Raw genomic sequence first — 25,871 nt, forward strand, 5'->3', positions numbered from 1 at the left:
AGGCAGCCAGCGTTGGCGTCAGGCGGGCGCGCTATTTCGCCGGCTCACCCACATCCCCTCCAGCACGTACAGGATCAGGGCGGTCCAGATGACCAGGAAGCCGGCCAGCCGGGCGGGCGGAAAGGCTTCGTGGAACACCCATACGCCCAGCAGCGCCTGCATGGTCGGCGACAGGTACTGGATCAGCCCCAGCACCGCCATCGGAATTTTGCGCGCGCCGGCGGCAAATAGCAGCAGCGGAATCGCCGTGATCGGGCCGGCGGCGGCCAGCAGCCAACGGGTGCTGTCGTGAGGGGTATTCAGGAAGGCGTTGTGGCCGTGCCAGCTGAGCCACAGCACATACACCAGCGCCAGCGGGAACAGCATCATGGTTTCCAGCGACAAGCCCTCCAGCGCCGCCAGCGCGGCGGTCTTGCGCAACAGGCCGTAGCCGCCGAAGGTGATGCCTAAAATCAAGGCAATCCACGGCAACTCGCCGGCCTGCCAGGTCAGCCAAGCTACGCCGCTGGCGGCCACCGCCATGGCGATCCACTGGCCGCGGCGCAGTTTTTCCTTCAGCACCAGCAGCCCCAGCAGCACGTTGATCAGCGGATTGATGAAATAGCCGAGGCTGGCGTCGATGACATGGCCATTGTTGACCGACCAGATATAGATGAACCAGTTGGCGGTCAGCAGCAGCGCGCTGGCGACAAAGCTGGCCAGAATGCGCGGCTGGCGCAACACCCTGGGCAGCCATCTCCATTGCTGGCGCACGGTCAGCACGATCACCAGGAACAACAGCGACCACAGCATGCGATGGGCGAGGATTTCCTGCGGCGGCACCTCGTCGAGCGCGTGGAAATACAGCGGGAACAAGCCCCAGAAGAAGAACGCCAGCGAGGCGTACACAATACCTGAATTCATGGGGCGGATCGGCTAAATGATGTGGACAGTCTGGCATTATCTTCGATTCAGGCGCGCTCCGCTGGCCACCGGACTCGCGCTGCCGACCGGGGCGGCGTACACTGGCGGTATTGACCGTTTTGAAATGCTTTCGTATGCCAAAATCTCCTTGCCTTTTGCAAAGTCTTGACCTATTGTGCAATGCACCAAAACAACAACAGGTGCAATCTTGACCGAGCAACACAAGAAAAGCAGTCTTGCGGCACTCACGCTGGCGGCTGTCGGCATCGTTTATGGCGACATCGGTACCAGCCCCCTCTACACCCTCAAAACCATCTTCGATCCCGAGCACGGCCTGGCGCTGAGCGAAGGCAATCTGCTGGGCATCATTTCGCTGATTTTCTGGGGGCTGACGCTGATCGTGTCGCTGAAATACGTGACGCTGGTGCTGCGCGCCGATAACCGCGGCGAAGGCGGCATCATGGCGCTGATGGCGCTGGCGCTGAATTCGGTGACCAAGGCGGCGCCGCGCTGGCACTATCCGCTGATGCTGCTGGGCGTCTTCGGCGCCACCATGTTCTACGGCGACTCGGTAATCACCCCGGCGATTTCGGTGCTGGGCGCGATCGAGGGCCTGGAAGTGGCGGCGACCGGACTGGAACAGTACATCGTGCCGCTGACCATCATCGTACTGATCACGCTGTACGCCATGCAGCGCCACGGCACCGCCGGCATCGGCCGCTTCTTCGGCCCGGTCATGGTGGTGTGGTTTGCCGCGCTGGCCATCATGGGGCTGGTCAACATCGTCGAAGCGCCGCAGATCCTGTATGCGCTCAATCCCTATCACGCGCTGCGCTTCATGTACGAAAACCGCATGATCGCCTTCGTCGCGCTGGGCGCGGTGGTGCTGTCGCTGACCGGCGCCGAGGCGCTGTATGCGGACATGGGCCACTTCGGCAAAAAGCCGATCCGCGCCGCCTGGTTTCTGATCGTGTTCCCGGCGCTGGCGCTGAATTACCTGGGCCAGGGCGCGCTGCTGCTGACCCGTCCGGACGCCGTATCGAATCCCTTCTTCCACCAGTTGGGCGAGTGGAGCGTGTACCCACTGGTGGTGCTGTCGACACTGGCGGCGGTGATCGCCTCGCAGGCCACCATTTCCGGCACCTTCTCGATGACCAAGCAGGCCATCGCACTGGGCCTGCTGCCGCGCATGCGCATCCTGCACACCTCGGCCAGCGAGATCGGCCAGATCTACATCCCGGCCGTCAACTGGCTGCAACTGGCGGTGGTGCTGCTGGCGGTGGTGGGCTTCGGCTCGTCGGACAAACTGGCCGGCGCCTATGGCATCGCGGTCACCGCCACCATGCTGGCCACCACCTTCCTGACCTTCTTCGTGATCCGCTACCGTTGGCACCTGCCGCTGGCGCTGTGCTTCGCCGCCACCGGCTTCTTCATCGCGATCGACATCGCGCTGTTCTCGGCCAGTACGCTGAAGCTGTTCCATGGCGGCTGGTTCCCGCTGCTGCTGGGCGTGATCCTGTTCACCGTGATGCTGACCTGGAAGCGCGGCCGCGAGCTGGTGTTCGAGAATCTGCAGAAGCACGCGATTCCGCTGGAAGACTTCCTGTCCTCGCTGTTTGTGGCGCCGCCGACCCGTGTCTACGGCACCGCCATCTTCCTGCGCGGCGAAAGCGACGGCGTGCCGCACGCGCTGCTGCACAACCTGTCGCACAACAAGGTGCTGCATGAACGGGTGGTGTTCTTCACCGTGCACGTGGTGGAAGAGCCGTGGGTGCCCGAGGATGAACAGGTCAAGGTGACCGACCTGGGACACCAGTGCTACCAGCTGAACGTCTACTACGGCTTCAAGGACGAACCGGATATTCCAAAGGTGCTGGCGCTGTGCGAATGCCTTGGCCTGCCGTTCGAGATGATGGAGACTTCCTTCTTCATTGCCCGTCAGACGGTGATTTCGGCGCCCGGCTCCGGCATGGCGACCTGGCGCGAGCACCTGTTCGTGGCGATGTCGCGCAATGCGCGCGGCGCCGCCGACTACTACCAGATTCCTCCCAACCGCGTGATTGAACTTGGCACGCAAGTGGAAATTTGAATACAAAATAATGTAACTGAATGTAGTGCCGGGAGTGTAAGTGCCGTCGTCTGATAAACTTCTGCGCCGGGACTACCGTCAAATACGAATTCGATCAAAGGTAAATATGAAAGCGATGTTGAAATTATTCGCCGTTGCGGTCTGCGCAGCGGTGCTGGCCGCCTGCGGTGGCGGTGGGGACAAGACGCCGAAGCCGGTAGTGGTTGTCCAGCCGGCCTACAAGATGACTGAAACCGCAGTCGGCACCGGGCGCGCGGCCGTGTCGGGCGATCTGGTCACCTTCACCTATGTCGGCTACCTGTACGACTCGACCAAGTCCGACTTCAAGGGCGAAAAAATCGAAAGCTCGGTCGATATCGGCACCACCTTCACCGCCACCGTTGGCGTGGGCTTGATGCTGACCGGCTGGGATCAGACGCTGATCGGCATGCAGGCGGGCGGCAAACGCACCGCCATCCTGCCGGCCAACCTGGCCTATGGCGCCAATACCCGCGATGCGCAAACCGTCAACAACATCAAGTACGCCGCCATCACGGCCAATGCACCGCTGGTGTATGACTTCGTGATGGTGAACGTCAGCCCGCAGGTGGTCATCCCTAACGTGCCGGCGACCGAGCTGAAAACCATCGACGTCACCACCGGCACCGGCACGGCGGTTGTCAACGGTCAGACCGTCAGCGTGCGTTACACCGGCTGGCTGTATGACGGCACCCGCAGCACCTTCAAAGGCGCCAAGTTCGACGACAACACGGCAACTGGCGATACGCTGCTGAAGTTCGTGGCTGGTGGCACTGGCGTCATTCCCGGCTTCAGCACCGGTGTGATCGGCATGCAGCTGAATGGCACGCGCACCATCATCATCCCGGCCAACCTGGCTTACGGCGCTACTGCGCAAGCCGCAACGGCGCGCTACGGTGTGGTGATCCCGGCCAATTCGGCGCTGGTGTTCGACGTCACGCTGGTTTCGTCGCCATAAGCGTAGTAAACGTGTAAAAAAGGGCAGCCACTGGCTGCCCTTTTTTTATTGGCGCAGCGCCTGCGCGGGCGCGATGCGCATCGCCGACCATGTATGGCGGGCGGTGGCCGCAGCCACCACGATCAGCACCAGGACCAGCGCCACCAGGGGCGCCCATCCACCCAGCGGCGAGCGCTCGGCAAACGGCGCCAGATAGCGCGCAATCGCCAGCCAGGCCGGTGGCATTGCGATCAGCGCCGCCACCGCCGTCAGCAGCGCAAACTCGCGGCCCACCAGCGCCGCAATCGCCGCGCGGCCGGCGCCATGTAGCTTGCGCAGCACGATCTCGCGCGCGCGCCGCTGCACGCTGTGCGCCGCCAGCACATAGATGCCAAACGCAGCCAGCACCAGCACTACCGCCGTGGCGCAGGCCAGCAGGTGCGCCAGCCGCACATCGTCTGCATAGGCTTGTGCGTAGTAGCTGGCCGCATGCCGTATCACCGCTGGATGGGTAGGGAAGTAGCGCTGCCACGTGTTCAGCATGGCCTGCTCCACCGCGTCGGTTGGGCCTTGCACGCGGGCCGTCAGCAGTCGGCTGTTGGTCGACAGCGAATACATGATCGGCTGCACCGGATCGCGCAAGGTCTCCCAGCGCAGGTCCGGCGCCACGCCGACGATCCGGGTCTGGGTGCCGTAGATACGCTGACCCACCGCATCGCGCGCCGAGGCCCAGCCCAATGCGCGCACCGCCGCCTGGTTGAGCATCACGCTTTCCTCGCCCTTGCTTTCCACCTGGTCGATGCGCGGGTCGAACAAGCGTCCAGCCAACGGCTGCAGGCCGTACACCTGGAAGAACGAAGCGCCTATCCAGTGTACCGAGACGCCGATATCGGTGCCGTCGTTGCGCTTGACGGTCATGCTGCCGCGCGTTCCGGTATGGTCGTCGCGGCCCGGCAGGTCGCTGCTGTCGGCCACGCCGGTGACGCCGGGCAGCTGCGCCAGCGCATCGCGGAAAGCACGACCGGTGGGATCGTTAATGTTGACCGGCAGTTCCGCCGTCAGTAGCGGCGCCGTATCGAAGCCGGGAGAGGCGGAGGCGGCAAACTGGGTCTGCCACAAGATCGCCAGCGCAATGCTGCCCATGCCGATAGCGGCGGCAAACTGCAGCGCGGTCAGCGCGCGCCGCAGCCAGGCGCCGCCGGCCGTTTCGCCGCTGCGCTGTGCCAGCGTGGCGCGCATGTCGACGCCGCGCGCCAGCCAGCCGGGATACCAGCCCGACAACGCACCCACCACCGCGCCGAACAGCAGCCCGGCGCCGGTGGCCGACGGCGTGAACACGCCATCCAGAGGACGTTGCAGCAGTTCCGACGCCAGCGGCAGCAGCAGCCACGCCAGCAGCAGGCCCAGTGCGGCGGCCGTGGTCGACAGCAGCATGGCCTCGGCCATGAATTGCACCAGCAGCTGGCGCGTGCTGGCCCCCAGCACGCGGCGCATGGCGATCTCGCGCTGGCGGCCAAAGGTGCGCACCGTCGCCAGATTGATGTGGTTGACCACCGCCAGCAGCAGAATCAGCAAACCGGCCAGGCCGAGCGCCAGTACCATGCGCATGTCGCCGCGCGGGCCGGCGCCCATGGTGTTGGCGACCGTGCGGTCGAAGTAAGCCTCGCTCAACGGTCCAAGCCCGATATCCACCATCTTGCGCGCGGCTAGCGCGGCCTTCATTTCGGGCGTCGCCAGGTTGTCCCACGGCGCCTTGTCGACGACGTCCTGCAGCGCTTTTTGTAGCGCCTGCGGGGTGGCGTCGGTTTTCACGTAAATGCGGCCGGCGATGCCCATCCAGTTGGACAATACCTGCTGGCGTTCCTTTTCAGACCAGAGCGTGCTGCCGATGCCGACCAGCGCGCCGAACTGCATGGTGCTAGCGGACGGCCGGTCCGGCAGGATGGCTCGCACCTGAAGCACTTTCTGGTTGACAACGACGGTGCGGCCGAGTGCCTTGCTGGTGCCTAGCAATTGCAACGCCGCCTGCTGCGTCAGCGCCAGGCCGTCGGGCGCGGTCAGCGCCTGCCGCAGATCGCCTTGCAGTGCGCGCAGTGCGGCGATCTGCTCGAATGCCGGATCGACGGCGGTGATGTCGATCTCGCGCAGCGCGCCATTCTGGTTCAGCTGCGCCTTGCTGGGCCACCAGACGCTGGCCTGCAGCGGCAGGCCGCTGCGCAGCGCCACCTCGCGCAGCGCGAATGGCGTGTACTCCATCCACTGCGGCTGCGGGATGAAGTTAAGCCGGTGCTTGATGACGAACACGCGCTCGCGCTGTGGCACATCGCGGTCGTAGCTGAAGGAGTAGTACACAAACGCCGTCAGCAGAAAGCACACCGCGAAACCGGCGGCGAGGCCGAACAGTTCGACGGCAGTGTTGAAAGGCTGGCGTAGCAGCAGGCGCCAGCCGAGGCGAAAATTTTTCATCGCTTAGTCCTTGAGGGCCATTAGCGGCGGCATGCGCATGGCCGTCAGCGTATGGCGGGTGGTGGCCAGCAGCGCGACCACAATCGCCAGCAGCAGCGCTGCCGCCGGCGTCCAGATGCTGACCGGCGCATGCTCGGTGTAGCCGGCCAGGTAGCGCTGCGTGGCCACCGCCGCCAGCGGCAGGCCGATGATGGCGCCGACACCTACCAGCACCGAGAACTCGCGCGCCAGCATCAGCGCGATGTCCTTGCTGCCGGCGCCGTGCAGCTTGCGCAGCACGATCTGGCGCCGGTTGCGCTGCACGCTGTAGGCCGACAGCACGTAGATGCCGAAGGCCGCCAAGGCAATCGCCGTAATGCTGCTGATGGCGAGGATGCGCATCAGCCGTCCATCGTCGGCATAACGTTCTTCCAGTGCGGCCTGCTGGGTGGTGATTTCCAGGATTGAGTTGGGGAAGTTGCGCTGCCACACAGGCGCGATCAGGCGGTAGGCCTCGTCCAGCGTAGCGCTGGTACGCACCGTCACCACGCGGCCGGGGCGTACCCGGTACACGATTGCCGGGGATTGGTCGCTCAAGCCGTGGAAGCGCAGCTCAGGTGCGATGCCGGTGATGCGCAGGGTATTCGACAGGGTCTGGCCGACAGCTGCTTCCGGCGTCTCGAATCCCAGCGCGCGGGCGCCGGCCGCATTCAACATGATGCCGCCGCTATCCTTGTCGTCGTGCGGATCGATGCGCGTGCTGAAAGCCTGACCGGCTGCCGCATGCAGCTGCATCATGTCGAACCAATTGGGGCTGACGTACACGGTATCCATCATGATGTCGTTACCGCCTTTGGCGGGCAGGCTGTTAAACACCTTGTTGTCTTCGCGCCCCACTGCTTCCGAAATCGTGGCGACACCGTTCACGCCAGGCAGGCGGCCCACTTGCGCGATGAAGGCATCCGCTGCCGGCTTGCCTTCCATCTGGTAGGGAAGGCGCAGCAGCAGCAGGTTGGCGGGATCGAAGCCGGGCGAGGCATGGCTGGCGTACCAGGTCTGCCAGCCCACCGCCAGCATGCCTGCACTGAGCGCCATGGCGCTGGCGAATTGCAGCACCGTGAGCACGCGCCGCAGCCACAATCCGGCCACGGTCTCGGTGTTGCCGCGTCCCGTCAGGGCGGTGGCCGGCAGCGCATAGCAGGCCAGGCGCGCAGGATAGATGCCTGCGCAAACGCCGATAAAGACGGCAAAGCCGAACGCCATCAACAGATGCTGCGGCATGATGATGCCGTTCAGGTGGCGGTTGACCAGGTCGGAGAAGATCGGTAGCAGCAGCCACGCCAGCACCACGCCCAGCGCGGCGGCCAGCACAGTGGTCAGCACCGCTTCGCTGAGGAACTGGCGTACCAGTTGACCCGCCGAGGCGCCGAGCAGCTTGCGCAGGCCGATTTCGCGCTGGCGGCGCAGCGTGCGCACGGTCGCCAGGTTGACGTAGTTGATCGTCGCCAGCAGCAGAATCAGCAGGCCGCCGGCCGCCAGACCAAGCACGCTGTTGCGATTGCCGGAATCTCCACTGGCTGCCAGGTCTTCGTCGAAGTAGAGGTCACGCAGGGATGTCAGGCGGATGTCGGTGACATTGCGGCCGTTGAGCATCTTGCCCATCCCATTCTTCTTCAGGCTTTCATCAAACGGCGAATGATCGGCGGCGGCTTGCAATGCTGGCGTCAGCGCCGCGATGGAAGCGCCGGGCCGTAGCTTGAGGAAAAACTGGTTGGATTTCCACTCGCTGAAGGCGGTATCGCGTTCCGTCCACGCGCTGCTGTGCGGGCCGACCAGCGCATCGTAGCGCTGGGTGCCGTTGGGCGGCGGATCGGGTAGCACCGCGCGCACTTGCAGCAGGGTGCCATCGATGTACACGCCTTGGCCGAGCGCCGGCGCGTTGCCGAACAGTTTTGCGGCGCTGCTCTGGGTCAGCGCCATGCCGTCCGGATGCTTCAACGCGGCCTGCAAGTTGCCTTGCTGCGCCTCGACCCCGAACATCGCGGGAAAAGACGGGTCGACCGCGACGGAGTACAGCTGCTGTACTTTATCGCCCACGCGCATGGTCTTGGAGATCGGCACGGCGATCGATGCCTCACTGACCATCCCGCTGGCCAAGGCCACATCGCGCAACGGCAGGTAGGCGCCTGTCATCCATATCGGCACGGGAAAAATATTCATGCGCTGCTTGACCATGACGACACGGTCGTTGTCCGGTACAGCGCTGTTGAAGTTGAGGCAGAACAGCACATAACTGAAAATCAGGAAGCAGGCGGCAAAGCCCACCGCCAGGCCGCCGATCACTACCATGGAATAAGCCGGTTGCTGCAACAGCAGGCGCCAGCCGATGCGGAAGTTCATCATGGTTTTAATCCTTCAATGCCAGCAGCGGCGACATGCGCATTGCTGTCAGCGTGTGACGGGTGGTGGCCAGCAGCGCGACCAGGACTGACAGCAGCAAGGCCGCCGCCAGTGTCCAGACGCCGACCGGTGCGTGCTCGGTGTAGTTGGCGAGGTAGCGTTGCGTTGCCACCGCCGCCAGCGGCAGGCCGATGATGGCGCCTGCGCCGACCAGCACCGAGAACTCGCGCGCCAGCATCAGCGCAATGTGCTTGCCGGCCGCGCCATGCAGCTTGCGCAGCACGATCTCGCGCCGGCTGCGCTGTACGCTGTAGGCCGACAGCACGTAGATGCCGAACGCCGCCAGCGCAATCGCCGTGATGCTGCTGATGGCGAGGATGCGCATCAACCGCGCATCGGCGGCGTAGCGGTCGGCCAGCACCGTTTCTTGCGTAGTCAGCGCCATGATCGCGTTGGGGAAGTTGCGGCGCCACAGTGGGTCGATCATCTCGTACGCCTGCTCCGCCGTAGCGCTGGTGCGTATCATCGCTACGCTGCTTGGCCGCACGCGGTAGATCAGCGCCTTGGATGGCGCATGCAGGCCCTGGAAGCGTAAGTCCGGCGCAATGCCGATGATGCGGAAACCCTGTGGCATGGTCACGCCCACCGCTTCCTGCGGCGTGGCGAACCCCAGCGCCGCCGCCGCGGCAGCGTTCAACATCACGCCCCCTTTGTCACTCTGATCGTGCGGGTCGAGCGCGGGATTGAAGCTTTGGCCGAAGACGGGCATCAGGCGGTTCACTTCAAACCAGTTAGGGCTGACGAATTTTGCCTCCAGCGGAATTTCGCCGCCGTCGCGCGTGGCGACCAGATTGGTCAACTTCATGCCATCGCGCCCCACCGCCTCCGAAATGGTGGCGACTCCCTGCACGCCGGGCAGCCGGCGCAGTTGTTCGAGTATGGCATCGGCGGACGGCTTGCCTTCACTATCACGGGGCAGGTCCAGTATCAGCAGGTGCGCCGGATCGAAACCGGGCGACGCGTGGCTGGCGTACCAGGTCTGCCAGGCTACCGCCAGCGTGCCCGCGCTGAGTGCCATGGCGCTGCTGAATTGCAGCACGGTGAGCACGCGGCGCAGCCACAGGCCGGAGACGGTTTCGCTGTTGCCGCGTCCTGCCAGCGCACTGGCGGGACGCGCATGCTGCGCCAGCCACGCCGGATAGGCGCCGGCCACCAGGCCGATGATCACGCTGAAGCCCAATGCGATCAGGCAGGCCAGCGGCGTGACCATGCCTTCCAGATGGCGGTTGACTAGGCTCGAGAAGGTTGGCAGAAGCAGCCACGCGAGCATGATGCCGGCGATGGCGGCCAGCATGGCAGTCAGTACCGACTCGCTGAGGAATTGTCGCAGCAACTGCCCTGTGCTGGCGCCCAGCAGCTTGCGCAAACCGATCTCGCGCTGGCGGCGCAGCGTGCGCACGGTGGCCAGGTTGACGTAGTTGATCGCCGCCAGCAGCAGGATCAGCAAGCCACCGGCGGCCAGGCCGAATACGCCGCTGATGCTGCCGTAGGCGTCGCCGCCACGGCTGGCGGCCAGGTCGGGGTCGAAATAGGCATCGCTGAGCGATTGCAGGCGGATATCTGACACGTTGCGTCCATTCAGCCCCTTGCCCATGGCGCCCTTGCGGACACGCTGGCTAAGCGGAGACGCTTCAATCGTCGATTGCAGTTGCGCCGTCAGGCCGTCCGTGGTGGTGCCGGGCTTGAGCTTCAGGTAGACCATCCCGGTGACCCAGGCGTCACGTGCGCTGTTGCGCTCTGCCCAGGCAGTGCTGCCGGTGCCGATCAACGCTTCGTATTGCTGGGTGCTGTTGGCCGGCGGATCGGGCATTACGGCGCGCACCTGCAAGGTGGTGTTCTCAAGACGCACGGTGCGGCCCAGCGCCGCTTCGGCGCCGAATAACTTGGCGGCGGCGCTTTGCGTCAGCGCCAGACCATCCGGCTGGGTCAGGGCCGCCTGCACGTCGCCCGTCTGCGCCTGCAGGTCGAAGATGCTGCGGAACGCCGGGTCCACCGCATACAACTGCAAGGCGCGCAACTCGGTGCCGGCGCGCAGCGGCGTGTCGAGGCTCTTGACGAAAGCGGCTTCGCTGACGGCGCCACTGTTGATGGCGACGTCGCGCAACTGCATCGGCGCGCGCAACTGCCAATCGGGACGCGGGAACACGTTGACGCGCTGTTTGATTGCCAGCACCCGTTCGTTATCCGGGATGCTGCTGTTGAAATTGAGGCAGAAGGCCACGTAGCCGAACAGCAGGAAGCAGGCGGCAAAGCCGATTGCCAGGCCGCCGATCACCACCAGCGAGTAAGCCGGCTGCTGCAACAGCAGCCGCCAGCCGATGCGGAAATCGCGCAGCATCATGCTGCTTGCAGCGCATCGACCATAACGCGGCCGTCCAGGAGGTTCAGGGTGCGCGAGGCTTGCGCCGCGTGGTCGGGCGAGTGGGTCACCATCACCACCGTCGTGCCTTCGGCATTGATGTCGCGCAGCAGACGCATGACTTCATCGCCGTGGGCGCTGTCCAGGTTACCGGTCGGTTCATCGGCCAGCAGGACGGCGGGACCGGACACCAGCGCGCGTGCAATCGCCACGCGCTGCTGCTGGCCGCCGGACAGTTGCGACGGCCGATGGCCGGCACGGTGGCCGACCCCCAGCTTGTTCAGCATCGCGGTGACGCGCTCGCGCCGTTCGCGTGCCGGCGTGCCGTTGTATTCCAGCGCCAGTTCCACGTTCTCGAACACCGTCAGTTCTTCGATCAGGTTAAAGCTCTGGAAGATGAAGCCGATGCGGCCGCGCCGCAGCTTGTTCAGTTGCGCTTCGCTCCAGCCGGCGATGTTCTGGCCTTCAAACCAATATTCGCCGCGGGTCGGCACGTCCAGCAGGCCGAGGATGCCAAGCATGGTCGATTTACCGCAGCCGGAAGGCCCGGTGATGGCGACGTATTCGCCGGCTTCGATTTCCAGGTCGATGCGATCCAGGGCCGTGGTCTGGATTTCTCCCGCTTGATGAACTTTGCTGACGCCGACGAGTTTGAGCATTGCGTTTGCCTTATGGTGAGGTAAAGAGAGATTACTGCGGAATTTGCAGCCGTGGTGAATTTCCATAAGCAGCGTAGCTAGACAGGATCACCTTGTCGCCGGCGCTCAGGCCTTCCAGCACTTCGATCTGGCTGTTGTTGCGGCGGCCGGTGCGCACCGCGCGCCGTTGGGCGCTGTGGCCGGTGGCGTCCAGCAAGTACACCCAAGCGCCGCCGCTGTCGTTGATGAAGGCGCCGTTGGGCAGCAGCAGCGCCGGCGCCGGCTCGCCGAGCGTGATGCGCGCGTCCAGGCTCTGGCCGGGATTGAGCACCGGCGGCTGGCCGTTGGTGAACACCATCTCCACCGTGAAACGGCCATCCTTGATCTGCGGGTAGATGGTGCTGATATCGGCGGCGTAGCTGCGGCCATCCTGCTGCACGTTGCCGTGGCGGCCGACCGCCATGCGGTTCAGGTAATACTCGTCCACGCTGGCCGACAGCTTGAAGCGCGTTGGATCGTCAATGCGGCCGATGTTCTTGCCGGTGGAGATGGACTCGCCCACTTGCAGGCGGAAGTTGGTCAACCGGCCCTCGACCGGCGCGCGCACCGCCAGCGCATCCACTGTGGCGGAGACCAGCTTCAGGCCCGAATTCAAGCCTTGGATCGAGCTTTCCATCTGCTGTTCGGCGCTTTGCCGCACGCGCGACTCGGCCACGTTGGCTTGCTGCTCCTGTTTCAGCGCGCGGGCCTGCTGCGCGAGTTTGTCTTCCGACTCTTCCAGCGCCACGCTGGAGATGAAACCTTGGCCCGCCAGCCGCACATTGCGCGCGTGCTGCTTGCGGGCCTGGTCGAGCGCGAATTGCAGGTCGTCCAGCCGCCGCTGGTGATCGCTGGCGCTGGCCTCCTGCGCCACGCGCAGGTTGGATAGGTTGAAAACGCTGACCGAATGTTCGTACTGGCGCGCCAGCAGTTCCAGGTTGCGTTGCGGGTTGGAGATGCGGAACAGCAGCTGGCCTTTTTTTACCAGCGCGCCATCGACGGCAAACACTTCTTCCACGCGGCCCGATTCCACCGCGTCCAGGATCACGGAGTTGAGCGGCTCGGCATTGGCGCGCACGATGATGTCGTCGACGAAAACGCCGCGCGTGGCCTGGCCGATGCGCAGGTCGGAGCCGTCGATTTGCAGGCCGCGCGGCATCCACGACCACAACGCGTACGCGGCGGCTGCTGTCGCGATCACGCTGGTGATGATGATGGCGATGCGTTTGCCGCGCCGGCGCGGCACCACGGCGTCCATGGCCACGCCGCTGGCGGGAAGATGTGGGGTGGCGGCTTCAAATTTTTTTTTGATGTGCATACAGCCCTTACAGCAAACGCTATGCCATGCCAGAAATGCCGCTTTTGGCCGGATGCGATGCGCAAGTGTTCATTTTCGGACAGTACACGCTGTTCGCAACTGAACAGCCGCCGAAAGTGGACGTTTACAGCCTGCGAGTGGCTGCTAGAATGCTTGCATGTCTGCCTATATCCTGATCCTTGATGACGACGCCGATGTCGCCACCGCCGCGCAAATGCTGCTGCGGCGGCGCTACGGCCAAGTGGCCACGCTGTGCGATCCAGCCAGCTTGCCGGCCTTGCTGGCGCGCGGCGTGCCGGACGTGGTGCTGCTGGACCTGAACTTCACGCCGGGCCGCATCAACGGTGCGGAAGGCCTGGCACTGCTCGACGTGCTGCGCGCGCAGGCGAATCCTCCAGCGGTGATTGCGATGACGGCGTATGCCGATGTGCCGCTGGCGGTGGAGGCGCTCAAGCGCGGCGCGGGAGATTTCATCACCAAGCCGTGGGATAACGCGCGATTGATCGCGGCAGTGGATCAGGCGCTGGCGCGGCGCGAAGCAGGGCGTGGTGCATCGGCCGGTTCGCCGGAGTTGATGGGCGAGTCGCGCGCCATGCGCGAGTTGAAGGCCTTGATCGCCAGCGTGGCGCCGACCGAGGCCAATGTGATGGTGCTGGGCGAGAATGGCGTCGGCAAGGAGCTGGTGGCGCGGGCGATTCATGCGGCGTCGCGCCGCGCGAACGGCACGCTGCTGGCGGTGGACATGGGGGCGTTGCCGGAATCGACGTTTGAGAGTGAGCTGTTCGGCCACCGCAAAGGCTCGTTCACCGATGCCAAGGCTGACAGGGCGGGGCGCTTCCAGGCGGCGCGCGGCGGTTCGCTGTTTTTGGACGAAATCGGCAATATGCCGCTGGCGGCGCAGGCCAAGCTGCTGACGGCGCTGGAGCGGCGCGAGGTGACGCCGATCGGCGCCGACAAGCCGGAGGCAATTGATGTGCGCATCATCAGCGCCACCAATCTGGATGAAGCGCGCTTGTTCGATCCGTCGGTGTTTCGGGCGGACTTGTTATTCAGGCTGAATACGATCGTGATCCGCGTGCCGCCGTTGCGCGAGCGGCGCGAGGATGTGCCGCTGCTGCTGGCGCATTATCTGAAGATATATGAGACCCAGTACCAGCGGCCGGCACGCAATGTGGCTGCCGGAGCGCTGGATACGCTGGTGCGGCACGACTGGCTCGGTAATGTGCGGGCGTTGCGTCATGCCTGTGAGCGCGCCGTGATTCTTGGCCAGGGCGCGGAATACAGCGTTGCCGATTTTGGCCTCCCAAGCCTGGCCCAAGCCACAACACCGGCCGCTGCTGCCAGCGCATTGCATGCCGTCGCAGACAGCGTTGTCGTGCCGGCGCTGGCCGAGGCGCCAGCAAGTGCTCCTTCCGGCGACACCACGCTGGACGCAATTGAGCGCGCGGCGATTGCGGCGACGCTAGCGCAATTCAACGGCAACATCAGCCACGCGGCGAAAACGTTGGGCATCAGCCGCGCGGCGCTGTACCGCAAGCTGGGCAAGCATGGCATCTGAACGCATGCTCAAGCTGGGCGTGGCGGCCGGCGCGGCGGGCCTGATGGCGCTGTCGGTCGCCGCCGACCTGCTGTCGTCAACACCCGAACCACGCCGCATCGTCTTGTGCGGCCTGCTGGCCGTTGCACCGGCCGCCCTGATGTGGCAATGCCTGCGCCGCCTCGCCCCGCGCGCACCGCGCATGGAGACAGTGCATAGCCGCTTTACCGACGACGACACCGCGCGGCCGACGGCCTACAGCGCCGACGCCCGCGCCAGTGTCGCGCATCCGCCATCGACCGACACCATGCTCGCCCTGGAAGCCCGCCTTGAACACGCGCCTATCGCGCTATTCCGCATCGACCATGCAGCGGGCGCTGGTGCGGTATCGCCGCTGAACGCCGCCGCCCGCCGTCTGCTGGCGCCAGGCCGCGCCAGCGCCCCGCAAGACCTGCATCAACTGCTGGCCGCGCAGCCGGTCGGTCACCGTCAACTGGTCAGTTTCGACACCGAACGCGGCGCCGAGCGCGCACTGGTCGCCGTTTCAGCGCTGGCAGTGCAAGGCGCATCGCAACGCCTGGCCGCCCTGATGCCGGTAGAAAGCGAACTGGAAGCCGAAGCCCTCAACGCCTGGCGCGAACTGGTACAAGTGCTCACGCACGAAATCATGAACTCCCTGACACCGGTAGCCTCGCTGTCGCGCACCGCCTGTGGCTTGCTGGACGAAGCGCAGGCCAACCTGCCGTCCGACATCCACGCCGACCTGGGCACCGCGCTCGACGCCATCGCCCGCCGCGCCGCCAGCCTGGTCGACTTTGTCGGCAGCTACCGCAGCTTGTGCACCGTGCCGCAAGCAGAGGCGCAGCGCGTTCTGCTGGAAGAATTGTTTGATCGCCTGAAGGCGCTGCTGGAACCGCAGTGGCAGGGCAAGCTGACCTTCTCGGTCGAACCGGCGTCGCTGGAAGTGATGATCGATCCGGGGCAGCTGGAGCAAGCCCTGATCAATTTGCTGAAGAACGCTTCGGAAGCCGGCACGCAAGCGCAGGTGCGCGCGCGCCTCAGTCGTGGGGGAAGGCTGCGCATCGAAGTCGCGGACAACGGTCCCGGCGTGCCGGAAGCGCTGGCCGCGCACATCTTCACGCCGTTCTTCTCGACCAAAAAACAGGGCAGGGGCATCGGCCTGGCGATGGTGCGCCACCTGGTGCACGCCAACGGCGGCACGGTGCGTCACGCGCGCTCGGTCGGCGCCGGCGCGCGCTTCATCCTGACGTTTTAACGCACCAGAATCAGCGCACCATATCCACGTGCATGATGCCGTCTTCATCGTACGGCGCGGTCACCGTCTCGAAGCCGAAGCTGCCGTAGAATTTTTCCAGGTGCGCCTGTGCGCCGATGCGGAAACGGTAGCCTGGATGCAGCTTCTCGGACAATGGAATCGCCTTGGCCAGCAGCTCGCGGCCTACGCCTGTGCCACGACCAGCCTGCGTGGTCAGCACGCGGCCCAGCGACATCTCGTCAAACTTCACGCCCGGCGGCACGCAGCGCAAATAGGCCACCAGCGTGCGCTGGCCGTCGATCTCGCGCCAGCCCATCAGGTGATGGCAGACCGGATCGCAGCCGTCGATATCCGGATACAAACAGGTTTGTTCGAGGATGAAGACGGCCTGCCGCTGGCGCAGCACTTCATACCAGTCGTTGCGGGGAATGTCGTCAAAAGCCAGCCAGTGCCACTCAATCATTGCGCGTCTCGTTAAGATCAAAGCATTGATTGTATGTGAAAAAGGCCGGCGCCTCCGAAGAGGGCCGGCCTTTGCCGGGTGTGGCGCTGAATCGCTTAAACGATGGTCAGGGTCACGTCGATGTTGCCACGGGTGGCGTTCGAGTAAGGGCAGACGATGTGCGCTGCGTCGACCAGTTTCTGCGCGGTTTCGCGGTCCATGCCTGGCAGCGAAATTTTGTGCTCAACCTGGATACCGAAGCCGGTAGGCAGTGGGCCGATGCCGACGGCGGTTTCCACCGACAGGTCGGCTGGAATGGCGATCTTGTCACGGCCGCCGACGAATTTCATGGCGCCGATGAAGCAGGCTGCGTAGCCGGAAGCGAACAGTTGTTCTGGGTTGGTACCTTCACCGCCGCCGCCGCCGAGTTCTTTCGGGGTGCTCAGTTTGACGGACAGGTGACCATCCGACGAGGCCGATTGGCCTTCGCGGCCGCCAGTGGTTTTAGCGTGTGCAGTGTAGAGGACTTTTTCGAGCGACATGATATTTCCTTTCAGTGAGTGATACCGTTAAGTTTAGTTGGCTATTCAATCGCTTACTACCTACCATTCGGGAGTATAGCTTGCTAATCTACTACAACTCGCGCTATTTGCAGCGCCCATGTACACACTATACATAGCACACGATTTAATAGCAAGCTATATTTGTATCGGTTTGTAACAGCGATTTTCATCGCGTGCTGTAAGCCGCCAGTTCGTCCGGTGTGCCGTGGGGGAAGGCTTGTTTGATGAAGTCGAGGAAGGCGGAGACGCGGTTGCTTAGCAGGCGGCGTGATGGATATAGAGTCCACAAGGCGATCTCGGAGCCTTCGATGTCGCCCCAATGGGCTAGTGTGCCGGCGGCAAGATCATGGTTCACCAGTGAGACCGGCAGCGTGGCGATGCCGGCGCCTGCGCGTGCGGCGTCGCGCACCATCAGCAGCGATGAGAGTTGAAGGACGGGCTGGACCGCGATTCGTGCACTGTCACCGGCCACGCTAACCTGCCACAACGTCTCATCGCCATTGGCGCCGCGCACCACGGCCGGGACCGGCTCATCATCACTTGCTGGCCGGGGCATCTGCGGCGCGGCTACCACCACCAGACGGTCGCGCACGAAGATGCGCCCCACCAGAGTTGCATCCGGATCCGGATTCACGCGGATCACCAGATCGTAGCCTTCCTCCACCATGTCCACCGGGCGATCCTCGGTCGTCACTTCCAGGCGTATCTGCGGATACTTCAGCGCGAACTCGGCGGCCAGCTTGCCCATCGCCGTCTGCGAAAACAACAGCGGTGCGCTGATGCGCAGTCGCCCGCGTGGCGTAGTGGCACCGGCGGCAATGTCGGTGGCCGCTTCTTCTATTTCGCTGAGCAATGCGCCGGTGCGCTCGTGCAGCGCGCGGCCTTCCTCGGTCAGTTTCAGGGTGCGTGCGCCGCGTTCCAGCAGGCGCAGGCCCAGGCTGGTCTCCAGTTCCGCCACCCGGCGCGACAAGGTGGCCTTGGGCCGGCCGGTGGCACGCGCTGCCTTGCCGAAGCCGCCATGCCTGGCGACCAGGTTGAAGTCCGTGAGAGCAAGTAAATCCATATGTTCCACCAGTGAGACGAAGTGTCTCAATATAGCAGCTTTCGGACCGATTGCGAGACGGCTAACATGGACTCATCTTTCAACCGTACCTCAAGGAGAAATACCATGACCATCCTCGTTACAGGCGCCACCGGCCGCGTCGGCAGCCAAGTCGTTCAGCAACTCGTTCAACGCGGCGCGGCAGTGCGCGTGTTGGTGCGCGATCCATCGAAAACCGCGTTTCCCGCCAGCGTGGAGGTGGTGCAAGGCGACTTGCTCGATCTCGACGCCCTGCGTGCTGCGTTTGAAGGCGTCAACACGCTGTTTCTGCTCAACGCCGTTGCGGGCGACGAGTTCACCCAGGCGCTGATCACGCTGAACATGGCGCGCACTTGCGGCGTCGAGCGCGTGGTCTATCTGTCGGTACTGCACAGCGACCGCTTCGCCAACGTGCCGCACTTCGCGGTGAAGCTGGGCGCCGAGCGCATGATCGAACAGATGGGTTTCAGCGCTACGATACTGCGGCCGGCGTACTTCATCGACAACGACCACATGGTTAAGGACGTCATCGTCAACCACGGCGTGTATCCGATGCCGATTGGTGGCACGGGGATTGCCATGATCGATGTGCGTGACATCGCCGAGGTGGCAGCGATCGAGCTGATCCGCCGAGACCAGGCGCCCGGCAAGTTGCCGAACCAGATCATCAACCTGGTCGGCCCGGACACGCTGACCGGTTCGGCGTTAGCGGCAATCTGGACCGAGGTACTGGGACGCCCGGTCGTCTATGGCGGCGATGACCCGAGCGGCTTCGAGCAGAACCTGGCCACCTTCATGCCGAAGTGGATGGCCTATGAAATGCGCCTGATGGCCGAGCGCTTTGTCAGCGATGGCCTGCTGCCGGAAGCGGGCGACCAGGAGCGCCTGACCACGCTGCTCGGCCGCCCCTTGCACACCTATCGCGAATTCGCCTCTGCGATCGCAGCGCAGTAAGCGCTTAGCGCTTCGGCGGCATCAGGTCGAGCAGGATCGCGGTTTCGGCCTTGATGGTGTTCATCAAGGTCGGCTGCAGGTCTGGCGCCCATTGCGGCGAGTGGGTGCCGGGCAGTGGCTGCCCGGCTTTCTTCGCTGCTGCCAGACGGTCGGCGTCCACCGCGCCGACGTGGATCAGCAGCGCTTTCACACCCGGCTGCTGGCCGTACATGGCGAAGTCTTCCGACGTCATCTTCGGCGGCATCTCTTTCACAAACTCCGGGCCGACGGCTTTTTCCACCGCCTTGATGGCGCGCGCCATCAGTTCAGGATCGTTGTAGACCGAATCCGTGCCTGGCTTAATGTCCACCAGCGGTTCTTTCGGCGCGCCGGCTGCGATGGCTTCGCCGCGCGCTTCGCGGGCGATGCTGGCCAGTACACGCTGGCGCACTTCTGGACGGAAGGTGCGCACGGTCAGCGCCAGCTTGACCTGGTCCGGCACGATATTGGCCTGGGTGCCGCCCTGGATGCTGCCGACCGTGATCACCACCGGGTCCAGCGGATTGTTCTCGCGCGACACCAAGGTCTGCAACGCCAGCACCAGGCGCGCCGCCATTACCACCGGATCGCGCGTTTCATGCGGCACGGCGCCGTGGCCGCCCTGGCCAAACATGGTGATCGTGACGGTGTCGGCCGATGCGCGGAAGGCGCCGGCATGCCACATGATGGTGCCGGAAGCCATGCTGGCGTCGTCATGCATGGACAACGCGTAGTCCGGTTTCGGGAAGCGCGTGAACAGTCCGTCCTTCAGCATGGCGGCGGCGCCGTTCAGCGGCTCTTCCGACGGCTGGCCGACCAGCATCAGCGTGCCGCTCCAGGCCTTGCGATTTTCCGACAACAGTTTCGCCGTGCCATACCAGGCCGACATATGCAGGTCGTGGCCGCAGGCGTGGGCCACCGGCACGGTGTCGCCGGCGGCGTTTTTGGTGGTGACCGAGCTGGCAAACGACAGGCCGGTTTTCTCCAGCACTGGCAGCGCATCCATTTCGGTCCGCAGCATGACGGTCGGGCCGGGTCCGTTGCGCAGGATCGCGACGACGCCGGTGCCGCCCACGCCGGTGGTCACGTCAAAGCCCAGTGCCTTGGCGCGCTCGGCCAGCTTGGCGGCGGTTTCGCGTTCGTTGAAGCCCAGCTCGGGATGCGCGTGCAGGTCCTGGTAGAAGCTGGCCAGTTTGGGGTAATCGGCGGTCAGCTGGGCCGCCAACGGGGCGGGCAACGATGCGGCCTGGCTGGTGGCGGCGGTAATCAGGCAGGCAGCCAGCAGCGTGCGGCGGAATAAACGGGGAGATTTCATGGAGGAACTCGCTTCAGGGTTGAGGAAGGACGCGATAAATTTTACAAGCAAATGTTACATAAATGAATTTATTGTTTCTTTGGAGAATTGGTTAGCGTAAAATCATATATATTCAGTTAAGCATATGCAAAAGGACGGCAATGATGGGATTTCTCTCGAATTTCAATATTGGAAAACGCCTGGGATTAGGCTTTTTCCTCATTCTGGCGATGACGGTATTGATCGCCGTGGTCGGTGTGTGGCGCCTGGCGGAGGTCGGCGATTCGACCCGCACCATGATGGCTGCGCCGCTCACCAAGGAGCGTATGATTACCGACTGGTATAGCCTCAATTTCGCCTCGATCCGCCGCACCGCGGCCATCGTCAAGAGCGAAGACCCGTCGCTGGGCGCCTATTTCAAGGCCGATTCGGCCGAATCGGTCAAGAAAGCGGCTGAGCTGCTCAAGGGCATCGAGCCGCTGATCGCGGAAACCGGTCCGGAACACGAGCTGTTCGCCCGGATCCTGGAACAGCGCAAGGCCTACAGCGCGTCGCGCGACGGCGCCGTCAAGGCCAAGGGCGAGGGCAATGCCGAGGAAGCAGCGCGCATCCTGGACCAGAAATTCACCCCGGCCGCGCAGCTGTATCAAGATCTGCTGCAACAGCTGGTGACGATGCAGCGCGACAGCATCGACGCCACCGCCCGCGCCATTGACGACAACACCAGCCACAGCCGCATGCTGATCGTGGTGCTGAGCGTGATCGCAGTGGCGATCGGCGCCGTGCTGTCCTGGCTGCTGACGCATGGCATCGTGCGGCCGATCCAGGACGCCGTCACGGTGGCGGAAACGGTGGCCGCCGGCGACCTGACACACGTGATCGACGCCCGCACCAACGACGAGACCGGCAAGCTGCTGCGCGCACTGCGCAATATGAACGACAGCCTGGTGGGCATCGTCAGCGAAGTACGCGTTGGTACCGACACCATTGCCACCGCATCGCATGAAATCAGCGCCGGCAACCTGGACCTGTCGTCGCGCACCGAGCAGCAGGCCAGTGCGCTGGAAGAAACCGCCGCCTCGATGGAAGAACTGACCACCACCGTGCGCCAGAATGCCGACAACGCGCGCCAGGCCAACCAGCTGGCCATCGCCGCATCGGAAGTGGCAACCCAGGGCGGCGCCGTGGTCAGCGAAGTGGTCACCACCATGAGCGCGATTAACGAGTCGTCGAAGAAGATCGTCGACATCATTTCGGTCATCGATGGCATCGCCTTCCAGACCAACATCCTGGCGCTGAATGCCGCCGTGGAAGCCGCCCGTGCCGGCGAGCAGGGCCGTGGCTTCGCCGTGGTCGCCAGCGAGGTGCGTACGCTGGCCCAGCGCTCGGCCGCCGCCGCCAAGGAAATCAAGGAACTAATCACCGCCTCGGTGAGCAATGTGGATGCCGGCGCCAAGCTGGTGGACACTGCCGGCGTGACCATGGAACAAGTGGTCAGCAGCATCCGCCGCGTCACCGACATCATGGCCGAGATCACCAGTGCCAGCCAGGAGCAGACCGGCGGCATCGAGCAGGTCAACGGCGCCATCGGCCAGATGGACCAGGCTACCCAGCAGAATGCCGCGCTGGTGGAAGAGGCCGCCGCTGCCGCCGGTTCGCTGCAGGAACAGGCTACCCGCCTGGCCGAAGCGGTCGGCGTGTTCAAGATCAACGCCCCGGCCAAGGCCGCGCCGGTGTTCGCCCGCAAGGCGCCGGCGCCGCGTCAGTTGAGCACGGCGCGTCCGGTCGCCGCCAAAGCTGTCAAAAAGACCACGCAGGCCAGCGACGACTGGGAAGAATTCTGATTTTCATTAATTGATAATCATTCTCATTACATGTAAAATCGCTGGCATTCTTCTTACCGATCAATGCCATGCGCCATCTGCCTCCTTTCCTTGCTCCGCCTGCCGTTAAACTGAACGCGCGGGTGGACCTGTGAAAAAGCTCTGGTTCCAGCTGCATTGGTTTGTCGGCATTACCGCCGGCACGGTCCTGATGGTGATCGGCCTGAGCGGCGCCACGCTGGCTTTCCGCGAGCAGATCCTGGATGCGCTCAATCCCGGCGTGCGCACTGTGGCCGTGCAAAGCGCGCCGGTACTGGCGCCGCAGCAGTTTGCGCTGGCCGCGCGCGCATTGAAGCCGCACGAACGCGTCACCAGCATCATCCTCTACGATACGCCGGGCTCCAGTGCCCGCATCGGCCTGGCGCCAGCGCCGGGCGAGCGCAAAGGCGAAACGATTTATCTCAATCCCTACACCGCCGCGCTGCTGCCGGAGCTGAAGTACGAAGGCTTCTTCGAGTGGACCGAACAGCTGCACCGCTTCCTGCTGCTGCCGCGCGATCCGGGCAAGATGGTCAGCGGCGTGCTGGCGTTCTGCCTGATGGGGCTTGCGCTGAGCGGCCTGTATCTGCGCTGGCCGCGCCGTGTATGGGACTGGCGCACCTGGCTGACCTTCGATACGCGCATGAAGGGCCGTTCCTTCCTGTGGGGCTTGCACTCGGTGGCGGGTACGTGGGTGCTGGTGGTGTTCATGGTGTTTACCGTGTCCGGCGTGTACTGGGCCTTTGATCCGATCCGCGACATGGCGGATGGCTGGATGGGCACCCTGCGTCCGCCGCGCGAAGCGGCTGCGCCGAAACCAAAAGCGGCCAAGCCGCCCAAGGCCGAACCGGCCGACCTGACGCCAAGCTGGACCACCTTCCAACAGACCGCGCCGAACTGGCAGATGGCCTTCCTGCGACCGCCGGAGCGCGCCAACGCGCCGCTGCAAATCCTGTGGGTGGCCAAGGATGCGCCGCACGTGCGTGCGCGCAGCAGCATGGCGATCAATATGCAAACCGGTGCGCTGTTGAAGAGTGAGCTGTATGCGGACAAGCCGGTCGGCGCGCGTCTGCAATCGACCATCTATCCGCTGCACCTTGGCACCTACTTCGGCGTGGTGGGCCAACTGATCGTGTTCATCGCCGCGCTGGCGCTGCCCGGCTTTGGCATCACCGGCTGGATGCTGTATCTGAATCGCCGCAAGCAGAAACGCATCGCCCGCGCCGAGCGCGCGCAGTTTGCCGCTTCAGCGCTGGCTGGCTTAGTGCAGGATGATCCGGTGTTGATGGCGTATGCCAGCCAGACCGGCCAGGCCGAACGCCTGGCGCTGCAAAGTGCGGCCGCGCTGCAAAAAGCCGGCGTGGCGGTGCATGTGCATTCGCTGGAAAAACTGACGCTGCCGCAGCTGGGCAAATACCGCCGCGCGCTGTTCGTCGCCAGCAGCTTTGGCGAAGGCGAAGCGCCGGACAGTGCGCGCCGCTTCAGCCGTCTGCTGCATGCGGCCAAGGAAGAACTCCAGCATGTGCAGTACGCCGTGTTGGCGCTGGGCGACCGTAATTACGCGCAGTTCTGCGGCTTTGGCCGCACGCTGGATCAGCGCCTGAGTTTCATGGGTGCGCAGCCGCTGCATCCAATGATTGAAATGGATAACGGCGACGCCGGCGCGTTGGCGCGCTGGGGCAATGCGCTGCGCGGCTTGATGGGCGAAGGCGCGGCTGATGCAGGGGAGGTGACACTGAGCGCTGCCGCCGATGACAGCGATTACGTCAGCTGGCGGCTGGACCAGCGCGTGCTGCTCAATCCGGGCAGCATCGGCTTCCCGTTGTACGAGATTACGCTGGGCGGCGACATCGGCGATGGCTGGCGTCCGGGTGCGCTGGTGGATATCTGGCCGGGACATTATGGCGTGGATGCGACGCCGCGCCGCTACTCGCTGGCATCGGTGCCGCAGGACGGCAGCTTGCAGCTGGTGGTGCGCCAGGTGCAGTGTGAGCGCGGACTCGGCCTGGCCTCCGGCTGGCTGACCGACCAAGCGGCGATCGGTGACGAAGTGCGCGTGCGCCTGATCGCCAATCCGTCGTTTGACGCGTATCCGCAGCCGGCGCCGGCGATCTACATCGGCAATGGCTCGGGCATCGCCGGCCTGCGTTCGCATCTGCGCGCGCGGGTGCTGGAAGGGGCGCAGCGCAACTGGCTGATTTTCGGCGAACGTCAACAGGCGCATGACGCCATTTGCGCGGACGAGATCAAAGGCTGGCGCGCGCAGGGCTTCCTGCCGGAGCTGGATCTGATGTATTCACGCGACGTTACTGGCGGCGGCTATGTGCAGGATTGCCTGCAACAGCGCGCCGACACGCTGCGCCAGTGGATAGCGGATGGCGCGGTGATCTTCGTCTGCGGCAGCTTGCAGGGCATGGCGGGCGGCGTGGATGACGCACTGGCAGACATCATCGGCCGCGCGCAACTGGAGCAGCTGGCGGAAGATGGCCGCTACCGCCGCGATGTATATTGACCCCTCAAGCGAAGGGGTCTGACCCCGTACGGGGTCAGACCCCGGATCGCCGTCGCCGTGCGGGTTCAGGGGCCGCTACAACGCTGTCTCGAAGCCTTCCAGCACGTTCACCACGTTCACCCCGAGTTCCTTGACGACGTTGCCGCCTTCGAAGATGAAGGCGGTGGGGGCGTTCAGCCAGGCCAGGCGTTCGCCGATTTTCAGGTAGTCGGCGCTTTGCAGGTTGAAGCGGGAGAACGGGTCGCCGGCAAACGTGTCCACGCCCAGCGATACCACCAGCGCATCCGGCGCAAAGCTGCCGATGCGGATGCAGGCTGTCTCCAGCGCCGAGAACCACGCCTGCGCGCTGCTGCCCGCCGCCAGCGGCAGGTTCAGGTTGTAGCCCATGCCCGCGCCCTGGCCCCGTTCATCCGCGTGACCAAGGTAGAACGGGTATTCGCCGCGCGGGTCGGCGTGGATCGAGATGAACAGCACGTCGTCGCGGCCGTAGAAAATGCTTTGCGTGCCGTTGCCGTGGTGGTAGTCGATGTCGATGATGGCGACTTTGCGCGCGCCGTCATCCAGCAGATGCTGCGCCGCCAGCGCGGCGTTATTCAGAAAGCAGGAACCACCGAAAAAATCCGCGCCGGCATGATGGCCGGGCGGACGGCTCAACACAAACGTGCCGCGCTCGCCCAGCCGCAGCGCATGCGCCGCATTCACCGCGCAATCGGCGCCGGTCTTGGCGGCGGTCCAGGTGCCGGCGGTCAGCGGCGTGCCGCTGTCCATCGAGTACAAGCCCATACGCGCGGCAAAATTCTCCGGTTCGATATCGCTGCGCAGCGTGCGCACCGGCCACACCGACGGAAACGCGTCCTTTTTGGCATTGGCCGGATCGAGCGCCACCCATTCGTTCCAGGCGCCGCGCAAAAACTGCAAATAGCGCGGGGTATGAATCCGCTCCAGTGACATCAGCGGCACGCCATGCGGCGTGACGATGCGGCCCAGGCCACGCCGGCCCAGTTCCGCCAGCACCGCATCCGCACGCTCCGGCTTTTCAAAGCAGGGCACTAGTTCGCCGCGATACATCTCGTGGCGCCCTTTGTGCTGCGCGTGCAGTTCGTTGTAGAAGGTGAGCATCGGAAGG

Annotated in this window: 18 protein-coding genes; 7 read left to right on the forward strand and 11 right to left on the reverse strand. The window is 64.4% G+C overall.

Features of this window, described 5'->3' with window-relative positions:
- Window positions 1-18: 18 nt before the first annotated feature.
- On the reverse strand, window positions 19-903 hold the full coding sequence (gene rarD / locus HH213_RS11685; RefSeq protein WP_169112358.1) for an EamA family transporter RarD: 885 nt from the start codon (window positions 901-903) through the stop codon (window positions 19-21).
- A 208-nt stretch (window positions 904-1,111) separates the two neighbouring features.
- On the opposite strand from rarD, the gene HH213_RS11690 reads away from it, so the two are divergent.
- Window positions 1,112-2,992, forward strand: coding sequence for a potassium transporter Kup (locus HH213_RS11690; protein WP_110846117.1), 1,881 nt, complete (start codon window positions 1,112-1,114; stop codon window positions 2,990-2,992).
- Window positions 2,993-3,107: 115 nt separating this feature from the next.
- A complete protein-coding gene (locus HH213_RS11695; protein WP_229263403.1) occupies window positions 3,108-3,968 on the forward strand; it encodes an FKBP-type peptidyl-prolyl cis-trans isomerase in 861 nt (286 codons plus the stop codon).
- A gap of 45 nt (window positions 3,969-4,013) precedes the next feature.
- On the opposite strand, the gene HH213_RS11700 is transcribed toward HH213_RS11695, so the two are convergent.
- From HH213_RS11700 to HH213_RS11720, 5 genes are read right to left on the reverse strand one after another with little or no spacing between them, the layout of a single operon-like run.
- Entirely contained in the window at window positions 4,014-6,413 is a 2,400-nt protein-coding gene (locus HH213_RS11700) for an ABC transporter permease (RefSeq protein ID WP_169112359.1), read from the reverse strand.
- Between the two features lie 3 nt (window positions 6,414-6,416).
- Complete coding sequence (locus tag HH213_RS11705) at window positions 6,417-8,795, reverse strand: ABC transporter permease (RefSeq protein ID WP_169112360.1); 2,379 nt, start codon at window positions 8,793-8,795, stop codon at window positions 6,417-6,419.
- A gap of 4 nt (window positions 8,796-8,799) precedes the next feature.
- A complete protein-coding gene (locus tag HH213_RS11710; protein ID WP_169112361.1) occupies window positions 8,800-11,193 on the reverse strand; it encodes an ABC transporter permease in 2,394 nt (797 codons plus the stop codon).
- A complete protein-coding gene (locus HH213_RS11715) occupies window positions 11,190-11,870 on the reverse strand; it encodes an ABC transporter ATP-binding protein (protein WP_110846122.1) in 681 nt (226 codons plus the stop codon). The genes HH213_RS11710 and HH213_RS11715 overlap by 4 nt, the downstream gene beginning before the upstream one ends.
- A gap of 31 nt (window positions 11,871-11,901) precedes the next feature.
- On the reverse strand, window positions 11,902-13,206 hold the full coding sequence (locus HH213_RS11720) for an efflux RND transporter periplasmic adaptor subunit (RefSeq protein WP_229263404.1): 1,305 nt from the start codon (window positions 13,204-13,206) through the stop codon (window positions 11,902-11,904).
- A 157-nt stretch (window positions 13,207-13,363) separates the two neighbouring features.
- On the opposite strand from HH213_RS11720, the gene HH213_RS11725 reads away from it, so the two are divergent.
- Both HH213_RS11725 and HH213_RS11730 read left to right on the forward strand, forming a co-directional pair.
- On the forward strand, window positions 13,364-14,764 hold the full coding sequence (locus tag HH213_RS11725) for a sigma-54-dependent transcriptional regulator (protein WP_169112362.1): 1,401 nt from the start codon (window positions 13,364-13,366) through the stop codon (window positions 14,762-14,764).
- Window positions 14,754-16,019: a sensor histidine kinase gene (locus HH213_RS11730; RefSeq protein ID WP_169112363.1), complete on the forward strand. Its 1,266-nt coding sequence runs from the start codon at window positions 14,754-14,756 to the stop codon at window positions 16,017-16,019. Before HH213_RS11725 ends, HH213_RS11730 begins: the two co-directional genes overlap by 11 nt.
- A gap of 10 nt (window positions 16,020-16,029) precedes the next feature.
- Here HH213_RS11730 and HH213_RS11735 read toward each other — a convergent pair whose 3' ends face one another.
- From HH213_RS11735 to HH213_RS11745, 3 genes are all read right to left on the reverse strand, one after another.
- Window positions 16,030-16,482, reverse strand: coding sequence for a GNAT family N-acetyltransferase (locus HH213_RS11735; RefSeq protein ID WP_110846125.1), 453 nt, complete (start codon window positions 16,480-16,482; stop codon window positions 16,030-16,032).
- Window positions 16,483-16,577: 95 nt separating this feature from the next.
- Window positions 16,578-17,003 (reverse strand): organic hydroperoxide resistance protein, encoded by a 426-nt coding sequence (locus HH213_RS11740; protein WP_110846126.1) that lies wholly within the window; start codon window positions 17,001-17,003, stop codon window positions 16,578-16,580.
- Window positions 17,004-17,190: 187 nt separating this feature from the next.
- Entirely contained in the window at window positions 17,191-18,087 is an 897-nt protein-coding gene (locus tag HH213_RS11745; RefSeq protein ID WP_169112364.1) for a LysR family transcriptional regulator, read from the reverse strand.
- A 105-nt stretch (window positions 18,088-18,192) separates the two neighbouring features.
- Here HH213_RS11745 and HH213_RS11750 point away from each other — a divergent pair, with 105 nt between their 5' ends.
- Entirely contained in the window at window positions 18,193-19,059 is an 867-nt protein-coding gene (locus HH213_RS11750) for an SDR family oxidoreductase (protein ID WP_169112365.1), read from the forward strand.
- 4 nt (window positions 19,060-19,063) lie between these two features.
- On the opposite strand, the gene HH213_RS11755 is transcribed toward HH213_RS11750, so the two are convergent.
- Window positions 19,064-20,392: an amidohydrolase gene (locus HH213_RS11755; protein WP_169112366.1), complete on the reverse strand. Its 1,329-nt coding sequence runs from the start codon at window positions 20,390-20,392 to the stop codon at window positions 19,064-19,066.
- A gap of 143 nt (window positions 20,393-20,535) precedes the next feature.
- Between HH213_RS11755 and HH213_RS11760 the strand changes: the two genes are divergently transcribed.
- Both HH213_RS11760 and HH213_RS11765 read left to right on the forward strand, forming a co-directional pair.
- Window positions 20,536-22,215, forward strand: a complete 1,680-nt coding sequence (locus tag HH213_RS11760) for a methyl-accepting chemotaxis protein (RefSeq protein WP_169115123.1) — start codon at window positions 20,536-20,538, stop codon at window positions 22,213-22,215.
- Window positions 22,216-22,345: 130 nt separating this feature from the next.
- On the forward strand, window positions 22,346-24,745 hold the full coding sequence (locus HH213_RS11765; RefSeq protein ID WP_169112367.1) for a PepSY domain-containing protein: 2,400 nt from the start codon (window positions 22,346-22,348) through the stop codon (window positions 24,743-24,745).
- Window positions 24,746-24,820: 75 nt separating this feature from the next.
- On the opposite strand, the gene HH213_RS11770 is transcribed toward HH213_RS11765, so the two are convergent.
- Window positions 24,821-25,864: a histone deacetylase family protein gene (locus HH213_RS11770; RefSeq protein ID WP_110846137.1), complete on the reverse strand. Its 1,044-nt coding sequence runs from the start codon at window positions 25,862-25,864 to the stop codon at window positions 24,821-24,823.
- Window positions 25,865-25,871: the final 7 nt, after the last annotated feature.

It is taken from the genome of Duganella dendranthematis, from assembly GCF_012849375.1.
GTDB lineage: Bacteria > Pseudomonadota > Gammaproteobacteria > Burkholderiales > Burkholderiaceae_D > Rugamonas > Rugamonas dendranthematis.

Coding starts and splice junctions, on each gene's coding strand:
- HH213_RS11715 (WP_110846122.1), bottom strand. CDS start 11,870: ATGCTCAAACTCGTCGGCGTCAGCAAAGTTCATCAAGCGGGAGAAATC.
- HH213_RS11725 (WP_169112362.1), top strand. CDS start 13,364: ATGTCTGCCTATATCCTGATCCTTGATGACGACGCCGATGTCGCCACC.
- HH213_RS11735 (WP_110846125.1), bottom strand. CDS start 16,482: ATGATTGAGTGGCACTGGCTGGCTTTTGACGACATTCCCCGCAACGAC.
- HH213_RS11740 (WP_110846126.1), bottom strand. CDS start 17,003: ATGTCGCTCGAAAAAGTCCTCTACACTGCACACGCTAAAACCACTGGC.
- rarD (WP_169112358.1), bottom strand. CDS start 903: ATGAATTCAGGTATTGTGTACGCCTCGCTGGCGTTCTTCTTCTGGGGC.
- HH213_RS11705 (WP_169112360.1), bottom strand. CDS start 8,795: ATGATGAACTTCCGCATCGGCTGGCGCCTGCTGTTGCAGCAACCGGCT.
- HH213_RS11695 (WP_229263403.1), top strand. CDS start 3,108: ATGTTGAAATTATTCGCCGTTGCGGTCTGCGCAGCGGTGCTGGCCGCC.
- HH213_RS11745 (WP_169112364.1), bottom strand. CDS start 18,087: ATGGATTTACTTGCTCTCACGGACTTCAACCTGGTCGCCAGGCATGGC.
- HH213_RS11760 (WP_169115123.1), top strand. CDS start 20,536: ATGGGATTTCTCTCGAATTTCAATATTGGAAAACGCCTGGGATTAGGC.
- HH213_RS11730 (WP_169112363.1), top strand. CDS start 14,754: ATGGCATCTGAACGCATGCTCAAGCTGGGCGTGGCGGCCGGCGCGGCG.
- HH213_RS11700 (WP_169112359.1), bottom strand. CDS start 6,413: ATGAAAAATTTTCGCCTCGGCTGGCGCCTGCTGCTACGCCAGCCTTTC.
- HH213_RS11750 (WP_169112365.1), top strand. CDS start 18,193: ATGACCATCCTCGTTACAGGCGCCACCGGCCGCGTCGGCAGCCAAGTC.
- HH213_RS11720 (WP_229263404.1), bottom strand. CDS start 13,206: ATGCACATCAAAAAAAAATTTGAAGCCGCCACCCCACATCTTCCCGCC.
- HH213_RS11755 (WP_169112366.1), bottom strand. CDS start 20,392: ATGAAATCTCCCCGTTTATTCCGCCGCACGCTGCTGGCTGCCTGCCTG.
- HH213_RS11710 (WP_169112361.1), bottom strand. CDS start 11,193: ATGATGCTGCGCGATTTCCGCATCGGCTGGCGGCTGCTGTTGCAGCAG.
- HH213_RS11770 (WP_110846137.1), bottom strand. CDS start 25,864: ATGCTCACCTTCTACAACGAACTGCACGCGCAGCACAAAGGGCGCCAC.